The organism is Corynebacterium sp. MSK074 (assembly GCF_030229735.1).
In the GTDB taxonomy this organism is placed as follows: Bacteria; Actinomycetota; Actinomycetes; order Mycobacteriales; family Mycobacteriaceae; genus Corynebacterium.
In genome coordinates this window covers 194,849-211,843 of sequence record NZ_JASPIX010000003.1, presented here as the reverse complement: position 1 = coordinate 211,843, position 16,995 = coordinate 194,849, and the positions used below count along the sequence as shown (strand labels likewise).

16 protein-coding genes, 1 tRNA gene and 1 pseudogene are annotated in these 16,995 nt (G+C 61.6%); 13 read left to right on the top strand and 5 right to left on the bottom strand.

Annotated elements, in window-relative coordinates; genetic code table 11:
• Positions 1–33 precede the first annotated feature (33 nt).
• The gene (gene serB / locus QP965_RS04845; protein WP_284844163.1) at positions 34–1,224 is read left to right on the top strand and encodes a phosphoserine phosphatase SerB; all 1,191 of its coding nucleotides are present in this window, start codon (positions 34–36) and stop codon (positions 1,222–1,224) included.
• Positions 1,217–1,948, top strand: coding sequence for a peptidyl-tRNA hydrolase (locus tag QP965_RS04840; RefSeq protein WP_284844164.1), 732 nt, complete (start codon positions 1,217–1,219; stop codon positions 1,946–1,948). The genes serB and QP965_RS04840 overlap by 8 nt, the downstream gene beginning before the upstream one ends.
• Here QP965_RS04840 and QP965_RS04835 read toward each other — a convergent pair.
• Complete coding sequence (locus tag QP965_RS04835) at positions 1,914–3,893, bottom strand: ATP-dependent DNA helicase (RefSeq protein WP_284844165.1); 1,980 nt, start codon at positions 3,891–3,893, stop codon at positions 1,914–1,916. The two genes, QP965_RS04840 and QP965_RS04835, sit on opposite strands and share 35 nt — an antisense overlap.
• 18 nt (positions 3,894–3,911) lie before the next feature.
• Positions 3,912–5,240, bottom strand: coding sequence for a nicotinate phosphoribosyltransferase (locus tag QP965_RS04830; RefSeq protein WP_284844166.1), 1,329 nt, complete (start codon positions 5,238–5,240; stop codon positions 3,912–3,914).
• A gap of 122 nt (positions 5,241–5,362) precedes the next feature.
• Between QP965_RS04830 and clpS the strand changes: the two genes are divergently transcribed.
• The 8 genes from clpS (at position 5,363) to rdgB (ending at position 10,782) form a co-directional block, all read left to right on the top strand.
• Complete coding sequence (gene clpS / locus QP965_RS04825) at positions 5,363–5,689, top strand: ATP-dependent Clp protease adapter ClpS (protein ID WP_005323948.1); 327 nt, start codon at positions 5,363–5,365, stop codon at positions 5,687–5,689.
• A gap of 4 nt (positions 5,690–5,693) precedes the next feature.
• Entirely contained in the window at positions 5,694–6,230 is a 537-nt protein-coding gene (locus tag QP965_RS04820) for a DUF2017 domain-containing protein (RefSeq protein ID WP_005327313.1), read from the top strand.
• Positions 6,230–7,156, top strand: a complete 927-nt coding sequence (locus QP965_RS04815) for a P1 family peptidase (protein ID WP_284844285.1) — start codon at positions 6,230–6,232, stop codon at positions 7,154–7,156. Before QP965_RS04820 ends, QP965_RS04815 begins: the two co-directional genes overlap by 1 nt.
• Positions 7,157–7,169: 13 nt before the next feature.
• The gene (locus QP965_RS04810) at positions 7,170–7,823 is read left to right on the top strand and encodes a rhomboid family intramembrane serine protease (RefSeq protein WP_284768751.1); all 654 of its coding nucleotides are present in this window, start codon (positions 7,170–7,172) and stop codon (positions 7,821–7,823) included.
• The gene (gene murI / locus QP965_RS04805; RefSeq protein WP_239278392.1) at positions 7,823–8,602 is read left to right on the top strand and encodes a glutamate racemase; all 780 of its coding nucleotides are present in this window, start codon (positions 7,823–7,825) and stop codon (positions 8,600–8,602) included. Before QP965_RS04810 ends, murI begins: the two co-directional genes overlap by 1 nt.
• A 72-nt stretch (positions 8,603–8,674) precedes the next feature.
• A complete protein-coding gene (locus QP965_RS04800) occupies positions 8,675–9,436 on the top strand; it encodes an MBL fold metallo-hydrolase (protein WP_239194593.1) in 762 nt (253 codons plus the stop codon).
• A 15-nt stretch (positions 9,437–9,451) separates the two neighbouring features.
• Positions 9,452–10,180, top strand: coding sequence for a ribonuclease PH (gene rph, locus QP965_RS04795; RefSeq protein ID WP_005323955.1), 729 nt, complete (start codon positions 9,452–9,454; stop codon positions 10,178–10,180).
• Positions 10,174–10,782, top strand: coding sequence for an RdgB/HAM1 family non-canonical purine NTP pyrophosphatase (gene rdgB, locus QP965_RS04790; protein ID WP_284844167.1), 609 nt, complete (start codon positions 10,174–10,176; stop codon positions 10,780–10,782). Before rph ends, rdgB begins: the two co-directional genes overlap by 7 nt.
• On the opposite strand, the gene QP965_RS04785 is transcribed toward rdgB, so the two are convergent.
• Together QP965_RS04785 and QP965_RS04780 are read right to left on the bottom strand one after the other, a co-directional pair.
• Complete coding sequence (locus tag QP965_RS04785) at positions 10,779–11,123, bottom strand: DUF3817 domain-containing protein (RefSeq protein ID WP_204611086.1); 345 nt, start codon at positions 11,121–11,123, stop codon at positions 10,779–10,781. The two genes, rdgB and QP965_RS04785, sit on opposite strands and share 4 nt — an antisense overlap.
• 2 nt (positions 11,124–11,125) lie before the next feature.
• Positions 11,126–11,548: a hypothetical protein gene (locus tag QP965_RS04780; protein WP_225746501.1), complete on the bottom strand. Its 423-nt coding sequence runs from the start codon at positions 11,546–11,548 to the stop codon at positions 11,126–11,128.
• A 90-nt stretch (positions 11,549–11,638) separates the two neighbouring features.
• Between QP965_RS04780 and QP965_RS04775 the strand changes: the two genes are divergently transcribed.
• Both QP965_RS04775 and QP965_RS04770 read left to right on the top strand, forming a co-directional pair.
• Positions 11,639–11,720, top strand: a tRNA-Leu gene (locus QP965_RS04775).
• A gap of 78 nt (positions 11,721–11,798) precedes the next feature.
• The gene (locus QP965_RS04770; RefSeq protein ID WP_284844168.1) at positions 11,799–12,389 is read left to right on the top strand and encodes a hypothetical protein; all 591 of its coding nucleotides are present in this window, start codon (positions 11,799–11,801) and stop codon (positions 12,387–12,389) included.
• Here QP965_RS04770 and QP965_RS04765 read toward each other — a convergent pair whose 3' ends face one another.
• Entirely contained in the window at positions 12,390–14,300 is a 1,911-nt protein-coding gene (locus QP965_RS04765) for a solute carrier family 23 protein (protein WP_284844169.1), read from the bottom strand.
• 316 nt (positions 14,301–14,616) lie between these two features.
• Between QP965_RS04765 and pflB the strand changes: the two are divergent.
• Positions 14,617–16,995, top strand: a pseudogene (gene pflB / locus QP965_RS04760) (formate C-acetyltransferase).

The following is a 16,995-nucleotide window of genomic DNA, read 5'->3' as shown; positions in this document are numbered from 1 at the left end:
CTTTGGCGTATCTTATTTGCCCTACGTGCGATAATGGGCGGCGTGAGTACCCAAGCTGATACCTATGCCGTCATTACCACCACTGGGCCGGACAAGCCTGGGGTCTCGGCGGCCTTCTTCCGCGTGCTGGCGTCTTATAGCGCCGCGCTTATCGACGTCGAACAAGCCATCTTTTCCGGCCGCATCACCCTCGCCGCCCATACCCGCATTCCCGGTACGCGCGCCGAGCAGATTGCACAGGGGTTGCGCAATACCTTGAGCATCTACGGGCAGCAGGTATCCGTGGACGTGCGAGAGGAGGAATCTAGCGCGCGAGCTCGCTCCACGCATGCGGTGGTCCTCATGGGAACGGAAGTAACCGCCCACCACGTAGAGGAGGTCGCCCGCGTATTGGCCAACTTCGATGCCAATATCGATCGCATCCGCGGGCTTTCCACCTCTCCGTTGACAGGGCTGGAGCTTTTCTTGTCCCTCGATGGTTCCGCGGCACCCGTGCGCCAGGCGCTGGCAGAGCTGGCACAGCAGATTGGTATCGACATTGCGATCGAGCCGGCGGGGCTGGGCCGGCGCTCCAAACGACTCGTGTGCTTTGACTGCGATAGCACCCTCATCCAAGGCGAGGTCATCGAGATGCTGGCCGCGCACGCCGGCAAGGAAGAAGAGGTAGCCGCCGTTACGGCTCGGGCTATGCGCGGCGAATTGGATTTTGAGGAGTCCCTGCGCGAGCGCGTGGCAGTTTTGGCCGGCCTGGATGCTTCCATTATCGATGAGGTAGCCCGCGAGATTCAGCTGACCCCCGGCGCCCGCGAGACCATTGCCACGCTCAACCGCATCGGTTATCGCACCGCTGTGGTCTCCGGTGGGTTCATCCAAGTTCTAGAGGGCCTAGCCGCAGAAATGCACTTAGATTACGTCCGCGCCAATACCTTGGAGATCGCCGAAGGCAAGCTCACCGGCCGCGTTACCGGCAAGGTGGTTGATCGCAAGGCCAAGGAGGAATTCCTGCGGGAGTTTGCCGCGGATTCCGGAGTGGGCATGCGTCAGACGGTCGCCGTGGGCGACGGTGCCAATGACATCGATATGATTACCGCCGCGGGGTTGGGCATCGCCTTTAACGCTAAGCCGGCGCTGCAAGAAGTGGCGGATACTTCGGTAAATCACCGGCGGCTGGATGAGGTACTACAGATTTTGGGAATCCCAGCCGAGGAGGTTGTTCGTGGATAAGTTTGAAATCGCTCACCAGCGCTTGGTAGAAGCCTGTGATGCGCGTTCGTGGCGCGATGACCCAGAAAACCCAGACGAGCCCGCCACTATCCAAGCGATGCAGATTGCACTGAACCTTCCCAAGCAGGAGCCGCCGGCGCGCACGGAAGTGCTGGAGGCAGCCGCTAGCGCCGTTGTGGCCGCGTGTTTGGATGAACGCGCGGGGGAGGATGGGGCCTTCGCCCACGCCCTGGGCCAGTGGTATGGACACCGCATCCGCAAGATCGCCCGTCGGGCGCGTAATAAGGCTTGGCGCGATGTGCAGAACCTGCCCGGCGTGACCGTGGCGGACCGTGCCCGGGCCTTTGCACCTTCGGCCGTGGGGGAGGTGGATCCGCTCATTGGCAAGCTGCAAATCGGCCACACTGACCTTGCCTATGATGAGCCAGGAGCCCCGCTTGGCGATGCCCCCGTCATCTACATCGACCGTAGCCTCGACATGTCTGCGGGCAAGGCCGCAGCGCAGGTGGGCCACGGTTCGATGATGCTCGCCGCGGCGATGTCGGTGGAGGAGGCCCGCGCTTGGGCCGACACGGGTTTTGAGCTTTCGGTGCGCGAGGTATCCGGGGAAGATTTTCGCACGGCCTGTGCGCAGGACGGCGCCGTGGTCATCGTGGACGCCGGGTTCACGGAGATTGCGCCCGACTCGGCTACCGTGTGCGCCCTGCGGCGACCAATCGCTTAAGCGCGCCGCGCACCGTATCCGCGTCGGTGGTCTGCCAAAAGCGTGGCATGGAGGCCTTGAGGAAGCTGCCGTAGCGCTTATATTCTAAGCGGTTATCGAGCACGGCCACCACGCCGCGGTCGGTCACGTGGCGCAGCAGGCGGCCTGCGCCCTGTGCCATGAGCAAGGCGGCGTGGTTGGCGGAGACCTCCATAAACCCGGAGCGGCCCGCAGCATCGGCCGCTTGGGCGCGCGCCTGCATCAGGGGATCGTCCGGCCGGGGGAACGGAATGCGGTCGATGATGACCAGCGAGCACGCCGGCCCCGGCACGTCCACGCCTTGCCACAGGGTAAGCGTGCCGAAGAGGCAGGAGTTTTCCTTTTGGGAGAACTTCTCTACCAGTGCGCCGATGGAATCCTCGCCTTGCACGAAAAGGTCAAAGGGGATGCGCGGCTTGAGGGCGGTAGCCGCCTCTTCTGCCGCGCGGCGGGAGGAGAACAGGCCAAGCGTGCGCCCGCCGGCGGCCATGATGAGCTCGTAGATCTCATCGATGGTTTCTTTGGGCAGGCCATCGCGGCCCGGCGCGGGCAGGTGCTTGGCGGTGTACAGGATGCCGGATTTGGCTGGGTCGAAAGGCGTGCCCGCGTCCAAGGTGTCGTAGGTGCCGCTCGGCATGCCCCACTGGGCGGCCATGGCATCGAAGCGGCCACCGAGGGCGAGGGTGGCCGAGGTCAGCACCACCGTTTGTTCCCCAAAGAGGTTCTCGCGCAGCATGTGGGCGATGGAGAGGGGCGCCACGGCGAGGGTCTCGGCGTCGCTGCGTGGATCGCGCTCGAGCCAGACGACGTCGTCTTGCTTGGCCGGGTCATCGGTGGCAAAGACCTCCAGCATGCGCGCCACGGCCTGCGCGAGGTCGGAGAGGTGGTTGCTCAAGTTTTGGCGCTCGGCGTTTTTCTCCGGGTCGTCGGTGGCTTCGCCTTCTGGTGCGCGAGAAATGAGGGACTTAACGCGCAGGAATTCGTCGGCAAGCGCGCGTAGGTGGCCCTGGGAGGTTTCCTCCAAGTCGGTCCAACGGCCTGGCTCTTGGATTTTCATCAGGTCATCGAATTCCTCGGCCAAGTCCGAGAGGTTGCCGGCATTACCCAGCGACTTCGCGCGGTTGGCCGCCATCTTGATGGCGCGGGTAGTAATCTCCGCGGTAGAAACGGAGGTGATGCGGCCGTCGAGCTCGTGGGCCTCATCGATAATGGCGACGTCGTGCTCAGGCAAGATATTTGCCTCAGAAACCGCGTCGATGGCGAGCATGGCGTGGTTGGTGACCACGATATCGACGTCGGCAGCCGCCCTGCGAGCCTCTTCCGCAAAGCAATCCGGCCCGTGCGGGCAGCGCGAAGCGCCCAAGCACTCGTTGGAGGTTACCGATACCGCCCGCCACACCACGTCCGGCACGCCCGGCTCTAGATCATCGCGGTCACCAGTGTCAGTTTCCTGCGCCCACTCGTGGATACGGCGCACGGCCTTGCCGCGGTGGGATATTTCGGATTCGTCGATAAGTGCTTCCGGGTCATCCGGGGTAGCCGCAATCTTATTCATGCACAGGTAGTTATTGCGGCCCTTCATGATGGCGAAGGTGGGCGTACGCTCCATTACAGGGGCGAGCGCCTCAGTAAGCCGCGGCAGATCGCGCTCCACCAGCTGGCGCTGCAAGGCTAGGGTAGCGGTAGAGACGATGACGGTGGACCCCGAGTTCATCGCATGCCGGATAGCCGGGACCAAGTAGGCCAGGGATTTACCGGTACCGGTACCGGCCTGCACTGCCAGGTGGCGCTCCTTTTCGAGCGCAGCCGAGACGGCGGTGGCCATGCGCACCTGGCCTTCGCGCCGGCTGCCGCCCAGCGCGTCAACGGCCTTGCCCAGCAGCGTTTCCGTGTCGAGGTTTAGGGGCTCATCTGCGTGCTCACTCACCCCACACAGTCTAGCGGCCTACTTTTTAAAGCCCACCATCCGCGTGGGTACGGCCGCCTCATCGCGCGAGAGCGCCAGGCCTTCCCATGGCAGAGTCTTGCGGGCCTGATCCAGATACTCGCGGGAGGCATGCAGATCCGGCAGTCCGTCGACGATGTGGCCATCGCGCATGAGCGGAATGGTCATCTCGCGGGTCTCGAGCTGGCCGGTATCCGGCGCTGGTGCGTCGAAGGGGTAGACGATCTCTTCCACCGCCACGCCTGAGGAACGGTAGGTGCGCAGCGCCCGCTTGGCACCGCCGACGGATTGCTTGGAGGAAGAGCGCTTTGCCACCGGGATGCCGTCTACCTCTACGACCTTGTAGACCATGCCGGCGGTGGGCGCACCGGAGCCGGTCGCTACGGACGTGCCGACGCCGTAGACGTCTACCGGATCGCCGCGCAGGCCGGCGATGGCGAACTCGTCGAGGTCGGAAGATACCACGATATTGGTGTTGTGATTGCCCAAATCATCCAGCTGCTTGCGCACGCGGCGGGTAACCGCACCCAGGTCACCGGAATCGATGCGAACGCCGCCGAGCTTCGGTCCACCTACCTTCACTGCGGTCTCGACGCCCTTGGTGATGTCATAGGTATCGACCAAAAGCGTGGTGTCTACGCCAAGGGTGTCGATCTGGGAGCGGAAGGCTGCCTCTTCATTCGGGGTACCATCCGGGTTGGTATGCGCCAAGGTCCAGGAGTGGGCGGCAGTGCCGGAGACCGGAATGCCGTAGCGGTAGCCCGCCTCCAAGTTGGAGGTGGCATTGAAGCCGGCCAAGTAGGCCGCGCGGGCGGAGGTTACCGCCGCATACTCGTGGGTGCGGCGCGAGCCCATCTCGATAATGGGGCGGCCGTCGGCTGCCGTGACCATGCGGGAGGCGGCCGAAGCCACCGCGGAATCGGCGTTCATGATGGACAAGATGACGGTCTCAAGAACCAAGCATTCCCCAAAGGTGCCGCGCACCGTCAGGATGGGGGAGTTGGGGAAATAAAGCTCACCCTCGCGGTAACCGTCAATCTGCCCGGAAAAGCGGTAGTGGCGCAGGTACTCCTTAGTCTGCTCATCCAGGAAGTCCATCTCCGCTAATTGATTGGCCGAGAAGCGGAAATCCTCCACTGCGCGCAGGACGCGCTCGGTGCCGGCAACCACGCCATAGCGGCGCTCATTGGGCAGGCGGCGGCTGAATACCTCGCAGGTGACCTGGCGGCTTGCTGAGCCATCGCGCAGCGCAGCCTGGAGCATCGTCAGCTCATATTTATCCGTGAGCAGTGCAGTAGAGCGATCATTAGGGATAGCTTTGTCATTCACGGGAGTGATAATACCCACTGACTAGGTGGTTTTCAGGGGTTTAGATTCTTTGGCGCCGGAATGTGCGAAGCCAGATTGCGCGGGCCCACAATAGATTCCCAAATATGGTTAGGCTAGAGGGCATGAAGGCGCAATTTCCTGTAGTCCGGATGAGCTCTCCGATGGCTACGCCCGAATTGGATGAAGAACTCGACGTAGACGTAGCCACGAGCGAGAACCTGCCGTGGATGTGCATCGTGTGGGATGACCCCGTCAATCTGATGAGCTACGTGTCCTATGTATTCCAAACAGTGTTGGGCTATGACAAGAAGCGGGCCAATGAACTCATGATGCAGGTCCACACCGAGGGCAAGGCCGCCGTGTCCAGCGGCGAGCGCGACAAGATTGAAGCGGACGTGAAAAAGCTCCAGATCGCCGGTCTGTGGGCAACGATGCAGCAGGCAGGTTAAATAGATGCAACCGTGGAAGAAAAAGAAGTCCCTCATGCGCGCGCCGAAGATCACGGCCGTATTCGAACCAATGGAGCGCGAGGTGCTGGGCGATCTCACCGCTACCGTCTCTGAGGCGATCATTAAGCGCGCCCAGTCCGCGCCCAAGGACGAGCTGGCGGAAATGCTGGACATGCCCACCGGCCACACCGAAGCCCCGGACGATCCCTCGCTGGCTCGTCTCTTCCCGGACTTTGAAATGCCCGGCGATGAGGAATATGAAGGCGATGCATCATTGCTGCGCTCCCTGCATGAAAACGACATTGCGCGCGCAAAGCTGGAAAACCTGCAGGTAATTGGCTCTGCCCTCGGGCCTACCGGTGGGGTAGAGGTCACCATCAACGAGCAAGAGGCCCAGGCCTTCGTCGCTGGCCTCAACGACCTCCGCCTCTTTGTCGCGGCGGGCGATGTGGCCGATAACAACCTGATGTCTGACCGCGATAGCCTCGTGGAATGGCTGGCGTTCTGCCAGGATTCGCTGCTGCAGGTGCTGATGGACTAATGCTGGACGGCATGAGCATCGGGCACTATAGCGGCACCGATACCGGAGTCACGGTGCTCTACTGCGGGCCGGGCGGAGCGCTCGGCAGCGTCGATGTGCGCGGCGGCGGCCCAGGCACCCGCGAAACGGACCTTTTACAGCCGCACAATACGGTCGAGCGCGTCCACGCCGTGGTGCTAGCAGGCGGCTCCGCCTTTGGCCTAGCCGCTGCCGACGGCGTGATGAATGAGCTGGCAGAGCAAGGGATCGGCTTTCCCGTCTTCGGTGAGGACAAGCCTGGGCCGCGCGTGCCCATCGTTCCCGGCGCCGTCATTTTTGACTTGCTGGTCGGGCCTTCTCGCCCTGGGCCGGAAGAAGGCGCAGCCGCGCTGCGAGCCGCGCTCATAGGCAGCGACGGATCCATGGGTTCGGTGGGCGCCGGAGTGGGAGCCACTGCTGGCAAACTACGGGGCGGCTTCGGGCTGGCCACGCGCCGGGTGGGTGACTACGAGGTCAGCGCCGCGATGGTTGCCAATCCCGTGGGCGAGGTCATCGAGCCGCAGTCCGGCCGGCTGTACGGCGCGCCGGGGCGCACCCCGGTCAATGCTGCCGCCTACCGCGCCTTGCCGCACCCAGCGGAGTCCAAACTCAATACCACCATTGGCGCCGTGCTTACCGACGCCCCCGTTACCACCGCCCAAGCCCAGCGCCTGGCCATGACTGCCCACGACGGCATCGCCCGTGCGGTGCGTCCTGCGCATTCGCCGCTGGATGGGGATACGATCTTTGCCCTGTCCACAGCCAAGCGCCCAGCTGAACTGAGCACGCAGGTGGTCACCCAGCTGTGCGCCGCGGCCGCCGACGCCGTGGAAGAAGCCATCGTCAACGCGGTCACCGCCGCCAACCCCGGCCTAGGCTTGAGCGCGTACCGCGATCTGCTGGACTAAGATAAGGCGCATTATGACTTCAGGTGGAACATCTAACTACCGGCCGGCGCCCACGGGCCAGGTCAATCGCGGCGATTCCAAGAACTACACCCGCAGCGGCCGCATCACCACCGGCTTTTCTATAGCCTTTGGTTTCCTCGTGGTGGAATGGGCGGTCCACATCATCAACGCCTTCCTCTTTGGCGGCCAGCTATCCAATTACGGCATCCGCCCGCTGGACTTCAATGGAATCTGGGGCATAGTTGCCGCCCCGCTGCTGCACGCGAACTTTGAGCACCTCATATCCAATTCGGTGCCCGGCGCTATCTTCTGCTTCCTCATCGGTCTGTCCGGCCGCAAAGCCTGGTGGGAGGTCACGCTGATTACCACGCTGGTGGCGGGCCTTGGAACCTGGTTCATCGGCGGACCCGGTACCTCGCATATCGGTGCTTCCAGCTTGGTCTATGGCTGGTTGGCGTATCTGATTGTGCGCGGAATTTTTAACCGTTCGCTCATCCAGACCATCTTGGGCATCGTGCTCGGCTTCGCCTACTCCGGCTTGGTGTGGGGCGTGTTGCCCGTCTACGAGGGCGTGAGCTGGCAGGGCCACCTCTTCGGCGCCATCGGCGGCATTTTGGCCGGCATGACCATTACTTCGGATGATCCGGTTAAGGCAGTGAAGCGCTAATGCCAACTGCGACCTCTCCCATCGGCATCTTTGATTCCGGCGTGGGTGGCCTTACCGTGGCCCGTGCGGTGATGGAACAGCTGCCGCACGAATCCGTCATTTATACCGGCGATACCGCCCATAGTCCCTACGGCCCGCGGCCTATCTCCGAGGTGCGCGCCTTTTCCCAGGACGTAGCCGATAAGCTCGTGGAGCGTGGCTGCAAGATGCTGGTGATTGCCTGCAATACCGCAACCGCCGCCTTCTTACACGATGCGCGCGAACGCTACGATATCCCCATCGTGGAGGTCATCCGGCCCGCGGTGCGCCGCGCCATGTCCACCACGCGCAACGGAAAAATCGGCGTCATCGGCACTGAGGGCACCATCAAATCCGGCGCCTATCAAGACTTATTCGCGCTCAACCCCAAGGTGCAGGCCTTTGCCACCGCCTGCCCGGATTTTGTTCCCTTTGTCGAGCGCGGCATTACCGCCGGCCGCCAGATCCTCGGCGTGGCCGAGGGCTACCTGGCCCCGCTGCAGGCACAAGGGGTAGACACGCTGGTCCTGGGCTGCACGCACTATCCGCTGCTGACCGGCATTATCCAGCTGGCGATGGGCGATAATGTTTCGTTGGTGACCTCCTCGGAGGAGACCACCAAGGACGTCATGCGAATTCTCACCGAGACAGATATGTTGGCGCCTGCGGATAATCAGCCGGTCCACACTTTTGAATCTACCGGCGATCCGGAAGCCTTTGCCCGCCTTGCCACGCGCTTCCTCGGCCCGCAGATTGTTTAAGTAGGCATAATTTCTCCCCCGTTTTGCACGTTGAGTACGCATGCGGGGCGATTTCATGGAACTATTGAGCCCATGAAGCTGACCATCCTAGGCTGCTCCGGTAGCGTCCCCACCGCCCAGAATCCCGCCTCAGGCTACTTGCTGTCCTTCGATAATGCGCCGTCCATCGTCCTCGATATGGGCCCTGGCACCTTGGCGCAGCTGGAACAGCAGCAGGACCCTTGTGATGCGCACGTGGCCTTTAGCCATTTGCATGCCGATCACTGCCTGGATTTTCCCTCCCTGATGGTGTGGCGCCGCTTCCATCCCACGGCTCCTGCGGCTTCGCGCAATATGTGCTTCGGGCCGAAGGCTACGCCCACGCACCTGGGCCGCCTGTCCTCCGATGAGGTCGATGGCATCGATGACATGTCCGATACCTTCGCCTTTAGCGCCTGGGAGCCGGGCGAGCGCCAGCTCGTGGACGATGTCTATATCACCCCCTTCCCGGTAAACCACCCGGTAGAGGCCTATGCCTTGCGCGTGGAGCACACGAAGACGGGCCAGACTATTACCTATTCCGGTGACTCTTCGTATACGCCCGCGCTTGTCGAAGCCGCCCGCGGCGCCGATATCTTCCTCTGTGAGGCGGCCTGGGGCGAGACCTCTGAGGGCAAGGCGCCGGACATGCACATGTCGGGCGCGGAAGCCGGTAGGGCGGCGCGCGAGGCGGGTGTGAGCAAGCTGGTGCTCATCCACATTCAGCCGTGGGGCGATGCGCAAGCTACTTTGGAGGCAGCCCGCTCCGAATTCGATGGCGAGATTGTCCTCGGCGCCGCGGGGATGGAGTTCTAAGATACGCTGGACGGCATGACTGAATTTACTCGTGCCGATGGGCGCGCGCTGGACCAGATGCGCAGCGTCCGCATTACTCGCAATTTCACCACCAACCCGGCCGGCTCGGTGCTGGTGGAGTTTGGCAATACCCGCGTCATGTGTACCGCATCCGTGGAATATGGCGTGCCGCGCTTCAAACGCGATTCGGGCGAAGGCTGGCTTACCGCCGAGTACGCCATGCTGCCTTCCGCCACCCATGACCGCATGCCCCGCGAATCCATGAAGGGCAAGGTCAAGGGCCGCACCCATGAGATTTCCCGCCTCGTCGGCCGCTCCCTGCGCGCTGCGGTGGACTTGGAGGAGCTGGGTGAGAACACCATCCAGCTCGACTGCGACGTTCTCCAGGCCGATGGCGGCACCCGCACGGCGTCTATCACCGGTGCCTATGTTGCGCTTGCCGACGCCATCGCACACCTCAAGGCCGAGGGCGTTGTCCCCGGCGAGCCGCTGCTCGATCCCATCGCTGCGGTCTCGGTAGGCATCATTGATGGCGAAATCTGCCTCGACCTGCCTTATGAGGAGGACTCCCGCGCCGAGGTTGACCTCAACGTGGTGATGCAAGAATCCGGCGATTTCGTAGAAATCCAGGGCACCGGCGAGCATGGACTCTTTGGCCGCGAAGAGCTTAACGAGATGTTGGACGTAGCCCAGAAGGGCTGCCGCGAGCTCATCGCCGCACAGAAGGCGGCGCTGGGGTGGTAATTCTCGTCGCGTCCAATAACCCGAAGAAGCTCGCGGAGCTGGAGCGCATCCTGGCCGACGCCGGCATCGAGGGCGTCGAGCTACGCCCGCTATCCGCAGTGGAGCCTTACCCGGAGCCGGTAGAAGACGGCCGCACCTTTGCCGATAACGCGCTTATCAAGGCCCGCGCCGGCGCGGCTGCGACCGGCTTTGCTACCGTCGCGGATGATTCTGGCCTGGCTATCGAAGAGCTCAACGGCATGCCCGGCGTGCTTTCCGCCCGCTGGTCCGGCCAGCACGGCAATGACCAGGCCAATAATGACCTGGTCTTGGCGCAGATGGCCGATGTCCCCGATGAGCGCCGCGCCGCCGCCTTTGTCTCCGTCTGCGCGCTCGTGACTCCCGATGGCACCGAGCACGTGGCTGAGGGCCGTTGGGAGGGCAGCTTCCTGCGCGAGCCGCGCGGGGACAACGGCTTTGGCTATGACCCGCTCTTTCAGCCAGAAGGCGAGTCCCGGTCGGCTGCGGAGATGTCCCCAGAAGAAAAGAACGCGGTCTCGCATCGCGGCCGCGCTCTAAGTCAACTAGTCCCCGCCATCGCGGAGCTGGTTCGCAGTTCCTAAAGCTGGAACTCCTCCTTAATCTCCTTGCGGCGCTTGTGCTCCATCCAGAAGGACAGGAAGGGCACCACGCCGGCAAGGGCGGTGGTAAAGAGCTTGCCCACCGGCCACAGCGCGCGCGGGCCGAGGATGAGGATGGACAGCAGGTAGGTCATGTACGCGATGCCGTGCACGATCGCGATATAGGTGGCCCACTCTGGGATCTCCATGCCGATGAGGTATTGGCAGACCATGCGGATGACCAGGATAATCAGGAAGACACCGGTCACGGTGGCCGCGATGGAGAAAAACTTCAAGGGGCCGCGGATACGGGCCTGGCGGGCGGGGTGAACTTTATTGGTCATAATCAGCTTTCTTCATTCTCGCCGCGCCGGCGGCGCGGAGTATTCATGGCGTTGAACGTTTCCACATCTATCTGCGGCCGCTGGGGCAGGAAATCCTCATCGATTTTGGTTTCCGCCTGCGGCTGTGCGGGAGATTCAGCCGGGGCCTCAGTGACGGTGCTATCCATGTCGCGGGCTTCTTCCTCGGCCGCGAGGCGCTCATTTTCATAGCGCAGCGTGGTGCGATAGGCGTAGACCACGAATACGGCAAACAGCGGCCACTGGAAGGCATAGCCCAAGTTTTGGAAGGTACCCGAGCCGGAGCGGAAACGCGTCCATTGCCAATAGGCCAGGAATAGGAAGAGCACGACGAAAAACGCGATGAGGAGGATGTGCCACCACCGCACCTGCACGCGCTTGTTCTTCTTTTCCTCTTGAGTGCTCACGCGATCCACCCTACCCACCAGTGGCCGGAAAACAGAACACCCCTGGTTTCTGGATTTCCGGCGTGCCGTGTACACTATGGCAAGTCCCCCGCGCCCGTGGCGGAATTGGCAGACGCGCTAGATTTAGGTTCTAGTGTCTTATGACGTGTGAGTTCAAGTCTCACCGGGCGCACAATCGGCGCCGTCGGCTCGCAGAGTCGGCGGCGCTTTCGCATATCACCGCCCGCATAGTCGTCCTAAGATGGTCATCATGAAAAAGCTGCTTTCCACCCTTATCGCCGTCATTCTCATTGCCACCGTGGCTGCCGCCGCGGTGTTCATTTGGCAGGTACGGGAACCGGTGGAGGTGGAGACCGAATCGAGTAATACCAAGGTCATCAAGGCCGTGGAGCGCGAAGAGCAGGTGGTGCTCGTCTCGCTGGGTATCGAGGGCCTATCGGAGGAATCCGCCACCAGCAAGCTGTGGAATTGGCAGGTCCCGGGCAGTGAGCGCACCCAGTACATCAAGTACTCCTACCGCGCGAAGCTCGGCATCGAAGGTTCCCAGGTGCGAGTGGAAGAAGAATCCCCGCACCACTTCCGCGTGGAGATCCCGGAGTTCATTTTCATCGGGCACTCGGATGAGAATTTCGAAACCGCGGTGGAGGACAACGGCGCGCTGAGCTGGATTACCCCGGATATCGATAAGGCGGAAACCATCACTAAAATCCTCAATGAGGACAAAAAGAAAGAGGACATCGCCGATAATCGCGATGTCCTCCAATCCCAGGCCAAGCAGTTCTACACCGGCATTATTTCCGGCGTGGACCCAGAGGCCGAAGTGGACTTTTCCTTTCGCTAACTAGTCCACCTCGGTGAACTTGCGGTCCCACGAGGAGCGGACCGGGTTGGCATCGGCCAGCAGGATATCGAAGCGGTCGTTGGCAATTTCTACGATTTCGCCCAGCGCGGTGCGGTACTCCTGCTCCGGGGAGTTGGCCAGGCGGCGCACGCCGGCATCAATGACGCGGTCGACGGTGTCATTGGTATCCAAATAGGCCACAAACGGCATATCAAAGCGCTCGCGGTAGGCGGCGGAAAGCTCGGTGATGCGCTCGGTCTGCACATCATCCAAGTCGGTCAGACCGAGGGAGCCGCGGTCAGCGGAGATGGTGGCGGCCTCGTCGGCGTCGGCAAGCAGCAGCTCATCCATGGCCGGGTAATCGTGGATGAGGGCGGCGCGGCGGGAATCATCCGCGGTCAGCACGGCCACCTGAATGGCCGCGCGCAGGTCATTAACATCGCCGAAGGGCCGCGACTCCCACGCCAGCTCCAGCGGCCAAGTCTCGTTATTAAACAGAGGGCGCAGCGCGGAGACGAATTCCTCGCGGGAGGCGGCATTGAGCTGCTGCAAGCTCACGCTCTTGCCGACGGCCCGAGACACCTGCGTTCCCTGCTTGCCCCCTGTGTGGAAGAACAAAAGGTTGAGCACGATGGCGGTAATGGCGCCGATGGACATGCCAGAAGAGACGAAGGTTTGCGCCCACTCCGGGAAGGCGGTGGCGATATCCGGTTTGAAGGTCACCAACATAGCCAGCCCCAGCGCGGAGGTGACGATGACGGAGTTGCGGCCATCGGAAAGATCGGCCTTGGCGATGGTCTGCAGGCCCACCCACGCCACGTTGGCAAAAAGTGCCAGGGAGGCGCCGCCGAGAACGGGGGAGGGGATGGAGGCCACGACCGCGCCGGCCTTAGGCAAAATGCCCAGCACCATCATGAACCCGGCGGCGGCAACGGCCACCCAGCGCGACTTCACGCTGGTCAGGCGCACCAGGCCAACGTTTTGGGCAAAGCAGGTATACGGGAAGGAGTTCATCACGCCGCCCACCAGGGTGGACAGGCCATCGGCGCGAATGGCACGCACGACGTCATCGCGGCGGATGCGCTTTTTTACAATCTCGCCGGTGGCAAAGACGTCACCGGTGGTCTCCACCATGGTGATGATCATGACGATGATGAGCGAGAAAATCGCTACCAGGTCAAACTTCGGCATACCGAAGTAGAACGGGGTAGTAATGCCGAGGGCGGGGGCGGAGGAGACCTCGTCAAAGGAGGCGTCGCCAAGCACGAGCGCCACGCCAGTGCCTAAGACTAGGCCGATGAGCACGGCCAGGGTACCCAGGAAGCCGGAGGAAAAACGCTGCACCAAGATGATGACTGCGAGCGTGACAAAGCCATAGAGCAAGTCGCGGGTGGCCGGCACGCCCTCGGCGTAATTGACAAAGTCATTGGCCGACACCCCAAGCAGCGACGTACCCATGACCAGTAGAACCGAGCCGGTGACCACCGGCGGGAAGAAGCGCAGCACCTTGCCAAAGACCGGCGCCGCAAAGAAGGTAAAAAGGCCGGCGACAATAATGGCGCCATAAATGGTTGGCAGCGAGGCCACCCCGCCCGCGCCGTCGGTCGCGCCCAAGCCAATGGCAATAATCGGGGAGACGGCCGTTGTAGTCACGCCCTGCACGATGGGCAGGCGCACGCCAATGCGCTTGCCGACGCCCAGGGATTGAATGATCGTCGCTATGCCACAGGTCAACAGGTCCGCATTAATGAGGTGGATGGTGGTTTCCGCATCCAGATTGAGCGAGCCGGCAATAAGCAGCGGGACGATGACTGCGCCGGCATAAAACGCCAGCACATGCTGTAAACCCAAGGCAGCTAGTTTGGGGGCGGGTGGGACGATATCTACTGGATGCTTGGGCTGCGAAGCCACGAAGTCCTCCTTTGTGCGGAAGCGAAGCTGAACGGGATTAACAGTAGAGGTTCGTGCAGGTAGGGGCCAAAATCTTAGGGTGATGAGGGACACGTTCGGGGCTAGTTCACCCCCGATAAAAGACGTACGTGCGTACTGCATGAAATCACTAACCAGCTAAACAACACGACCGGTTTATTACTTGGCTTTCAAACGTTTGCGAGACTTGTTATTACCAGGGAATTGGTCAACAATTGAGGCCAGAGGGGCTTGGTGCTGTGGCTCGAAGAAAGCGGCATTTATCCCCTGCTAGAAATTCGCCCGAAAGAAGGGAATTATGACTACCGCAACGCAGCCTCAACAGTTTGAAGCTTGGAAGGGATTTGAGTCCGGTCCGTGGACCGAGGGCATCAACGTCCGCGACTTCATCCAGCGCAACTACACGCCGTATGACGGCGACTCCAGCTTCCTGGCGGGCCCGACCGAAAAGACCAAGCGCGTCTGGGAGACCCTGGAAAAGAACTACCTGTCCGTCGAGCGCGAAAAGCGCGTTTACGACGTCGACACCCACACTCCGTCAGACATTGACGCTTTCCCGGCCGGCTACATCTCAGAGGACGACGACGTCATCGTCGGCCTGCAGACTGATACCCCGCTGAAGCGCGCCATGATGCCATTCGGTGGCTGGCGCATGGTCAAGCAGGCTATCGGCGAAGCGGGCAAGGAAGTAGATCCTGAGGTGGAGAAGATCTTCACCCGTTACCGCAAGACCCACAACGATGCGGTCTTCGACATCTACACCCCGCGCATCCGCGCTGCTCGTTCATCACACATCATCACCGGCCTGCCGGATGCTTACGGCCGTGGCCGCATCATCGGCGACTACCGTCGTGTTGCACTTTACGGTGTGGATTACCTGATCGAGGAAAAGCAGGCTTCCCGCGATTCTGTCGCAGATGCTGGCTTCTCTGAGCACTGGGCACGCTACCGCGAGGAGCACTCCGAGCAGATCAAGGCCCTGAAGAAGCTCAAGAAGATGGCCGAGTCCTACGGATTCGACATCTCCCAGCCGGCTAAGACCGCTCACGAGGCAGTGCAGTGGACCTACTTCGGCTACCTGGCTTCCATTAAGTCCCAGGATGGCGCCGCAATGTCCATCGGCCGCCTGTCCGCCTTCTTCGATTGCTACTTCGAGCGCGACCTTGCCGCAGGCATCATCACTGAGGAAGACGCCCAGGAAATCATCGACTCCCTGGTTCTCAAGCTGCGTATCGTTCGCTTCCTGCGCACCATCGACTACGACCAGATTTTCTCCGGCGACCCGTACTGGGCAACCTGGTCCGACGCTGGCTTTGGCAATGACGGCCGCCACATGGTCACCAAGACCTCCTTCCGTCTGCTGCAGACCCTGGTGAACCTTGGTCCATCACCTGAGCCAAACATCACCATTTTCTGGGATCCGAAGCTGCCAGAGGGCTACAAGGAATTCTGCGCCCACATCTCCATTGAGACCTCCTCCATCCAGTACGAGTCTGACCGCCAGATTCGTGAGCAGTGGGGCGACGACGCCGCAATTGCTTGCTGCGTTTCCCCGATGGAAGTTGGCAAGCAGATGCAGTTCTTCGGCGCTCGTGTGAACGCCGCAAAGGCACTGCTCTACGCCATTAACGGTGGCCGCGATGAGGTATCCGGCAAGCAGGTTGTCGAAGGCTACGAGCCCATCAAGGGCGACGGCCCGCTGGACTTCGATGAGGTCTGGCAGAAGTACGAGGAGATGCTGGACTGGGTTGTTGGCACCTACGTTGAGGCCCTCAACATCATCCACTACTCCCACGACAAGTACGCCTATGAGGCAGTCGAGATGGCGCTGCACGATTCCAATATCGTCCGCTCCATGGGCTGCGGCATCGCCGGCCTGTCCATCGTTGCCGACTCCCTGGCTGCTATCAAGTACGCCAAGGTCACCCCGGTACGCGACGAGACCGGTCTGATTACGGACTACATCACCGAAGGTGAGTTCCCGTTCTACGGCAACGATGATGACCGCGCCGATGATATCGCCGCTACCATTGTCCACACCGTGATGGAAAAGATTAAGGCCATCCCGATGTACCGCAACGCCATCCCAACCCAGTCCGTGCTGACCATTACCTCGAACGTGGTCTACGGCAAGGCAACAGGCGCCTTCCCGTCGGGCCACAAGGCCGGCACGCCGTTCTCCCCAGGCGCTAACCCTGAAAACGGTGCTGACAGCCACGGCATGGTTGCTTCCATGCTGTCCGTCGGCAAGCTGGATTACAAGGACGCCTTGGACGGCATCTCGCTGACCAACACCATTACTCCTTCCGGATTGGGCCGCACCCCAGAAGAGCGCATCAATAACTTGGTGGGCGTTCTGGATGCCGGCTTCATCATGGAGAAGTAAAAACCACCAACCCTCAACCATCCCGAAAAGGAGAAAATCATGGCAACCCCAACTTTCGAAGACCGCATGTCAGCAATGAAGGCAAACCGCGATGCACACCAGATGAACTCTGGTCTGTACCACGCAAACATCAACGTGCTGGACAAGTCCACCCTGGAAGATGCCGTTGAGCACCCAGAGAAGTACCCGAACCTGACCGTTCGCGTCTCTGGCTACGCAGTCAACTTCGTTAAGCTGACCAAGGAGCAGCAGCTCGACGTTATCTCCCGCACCTTCCACCAGGGTTCCTAA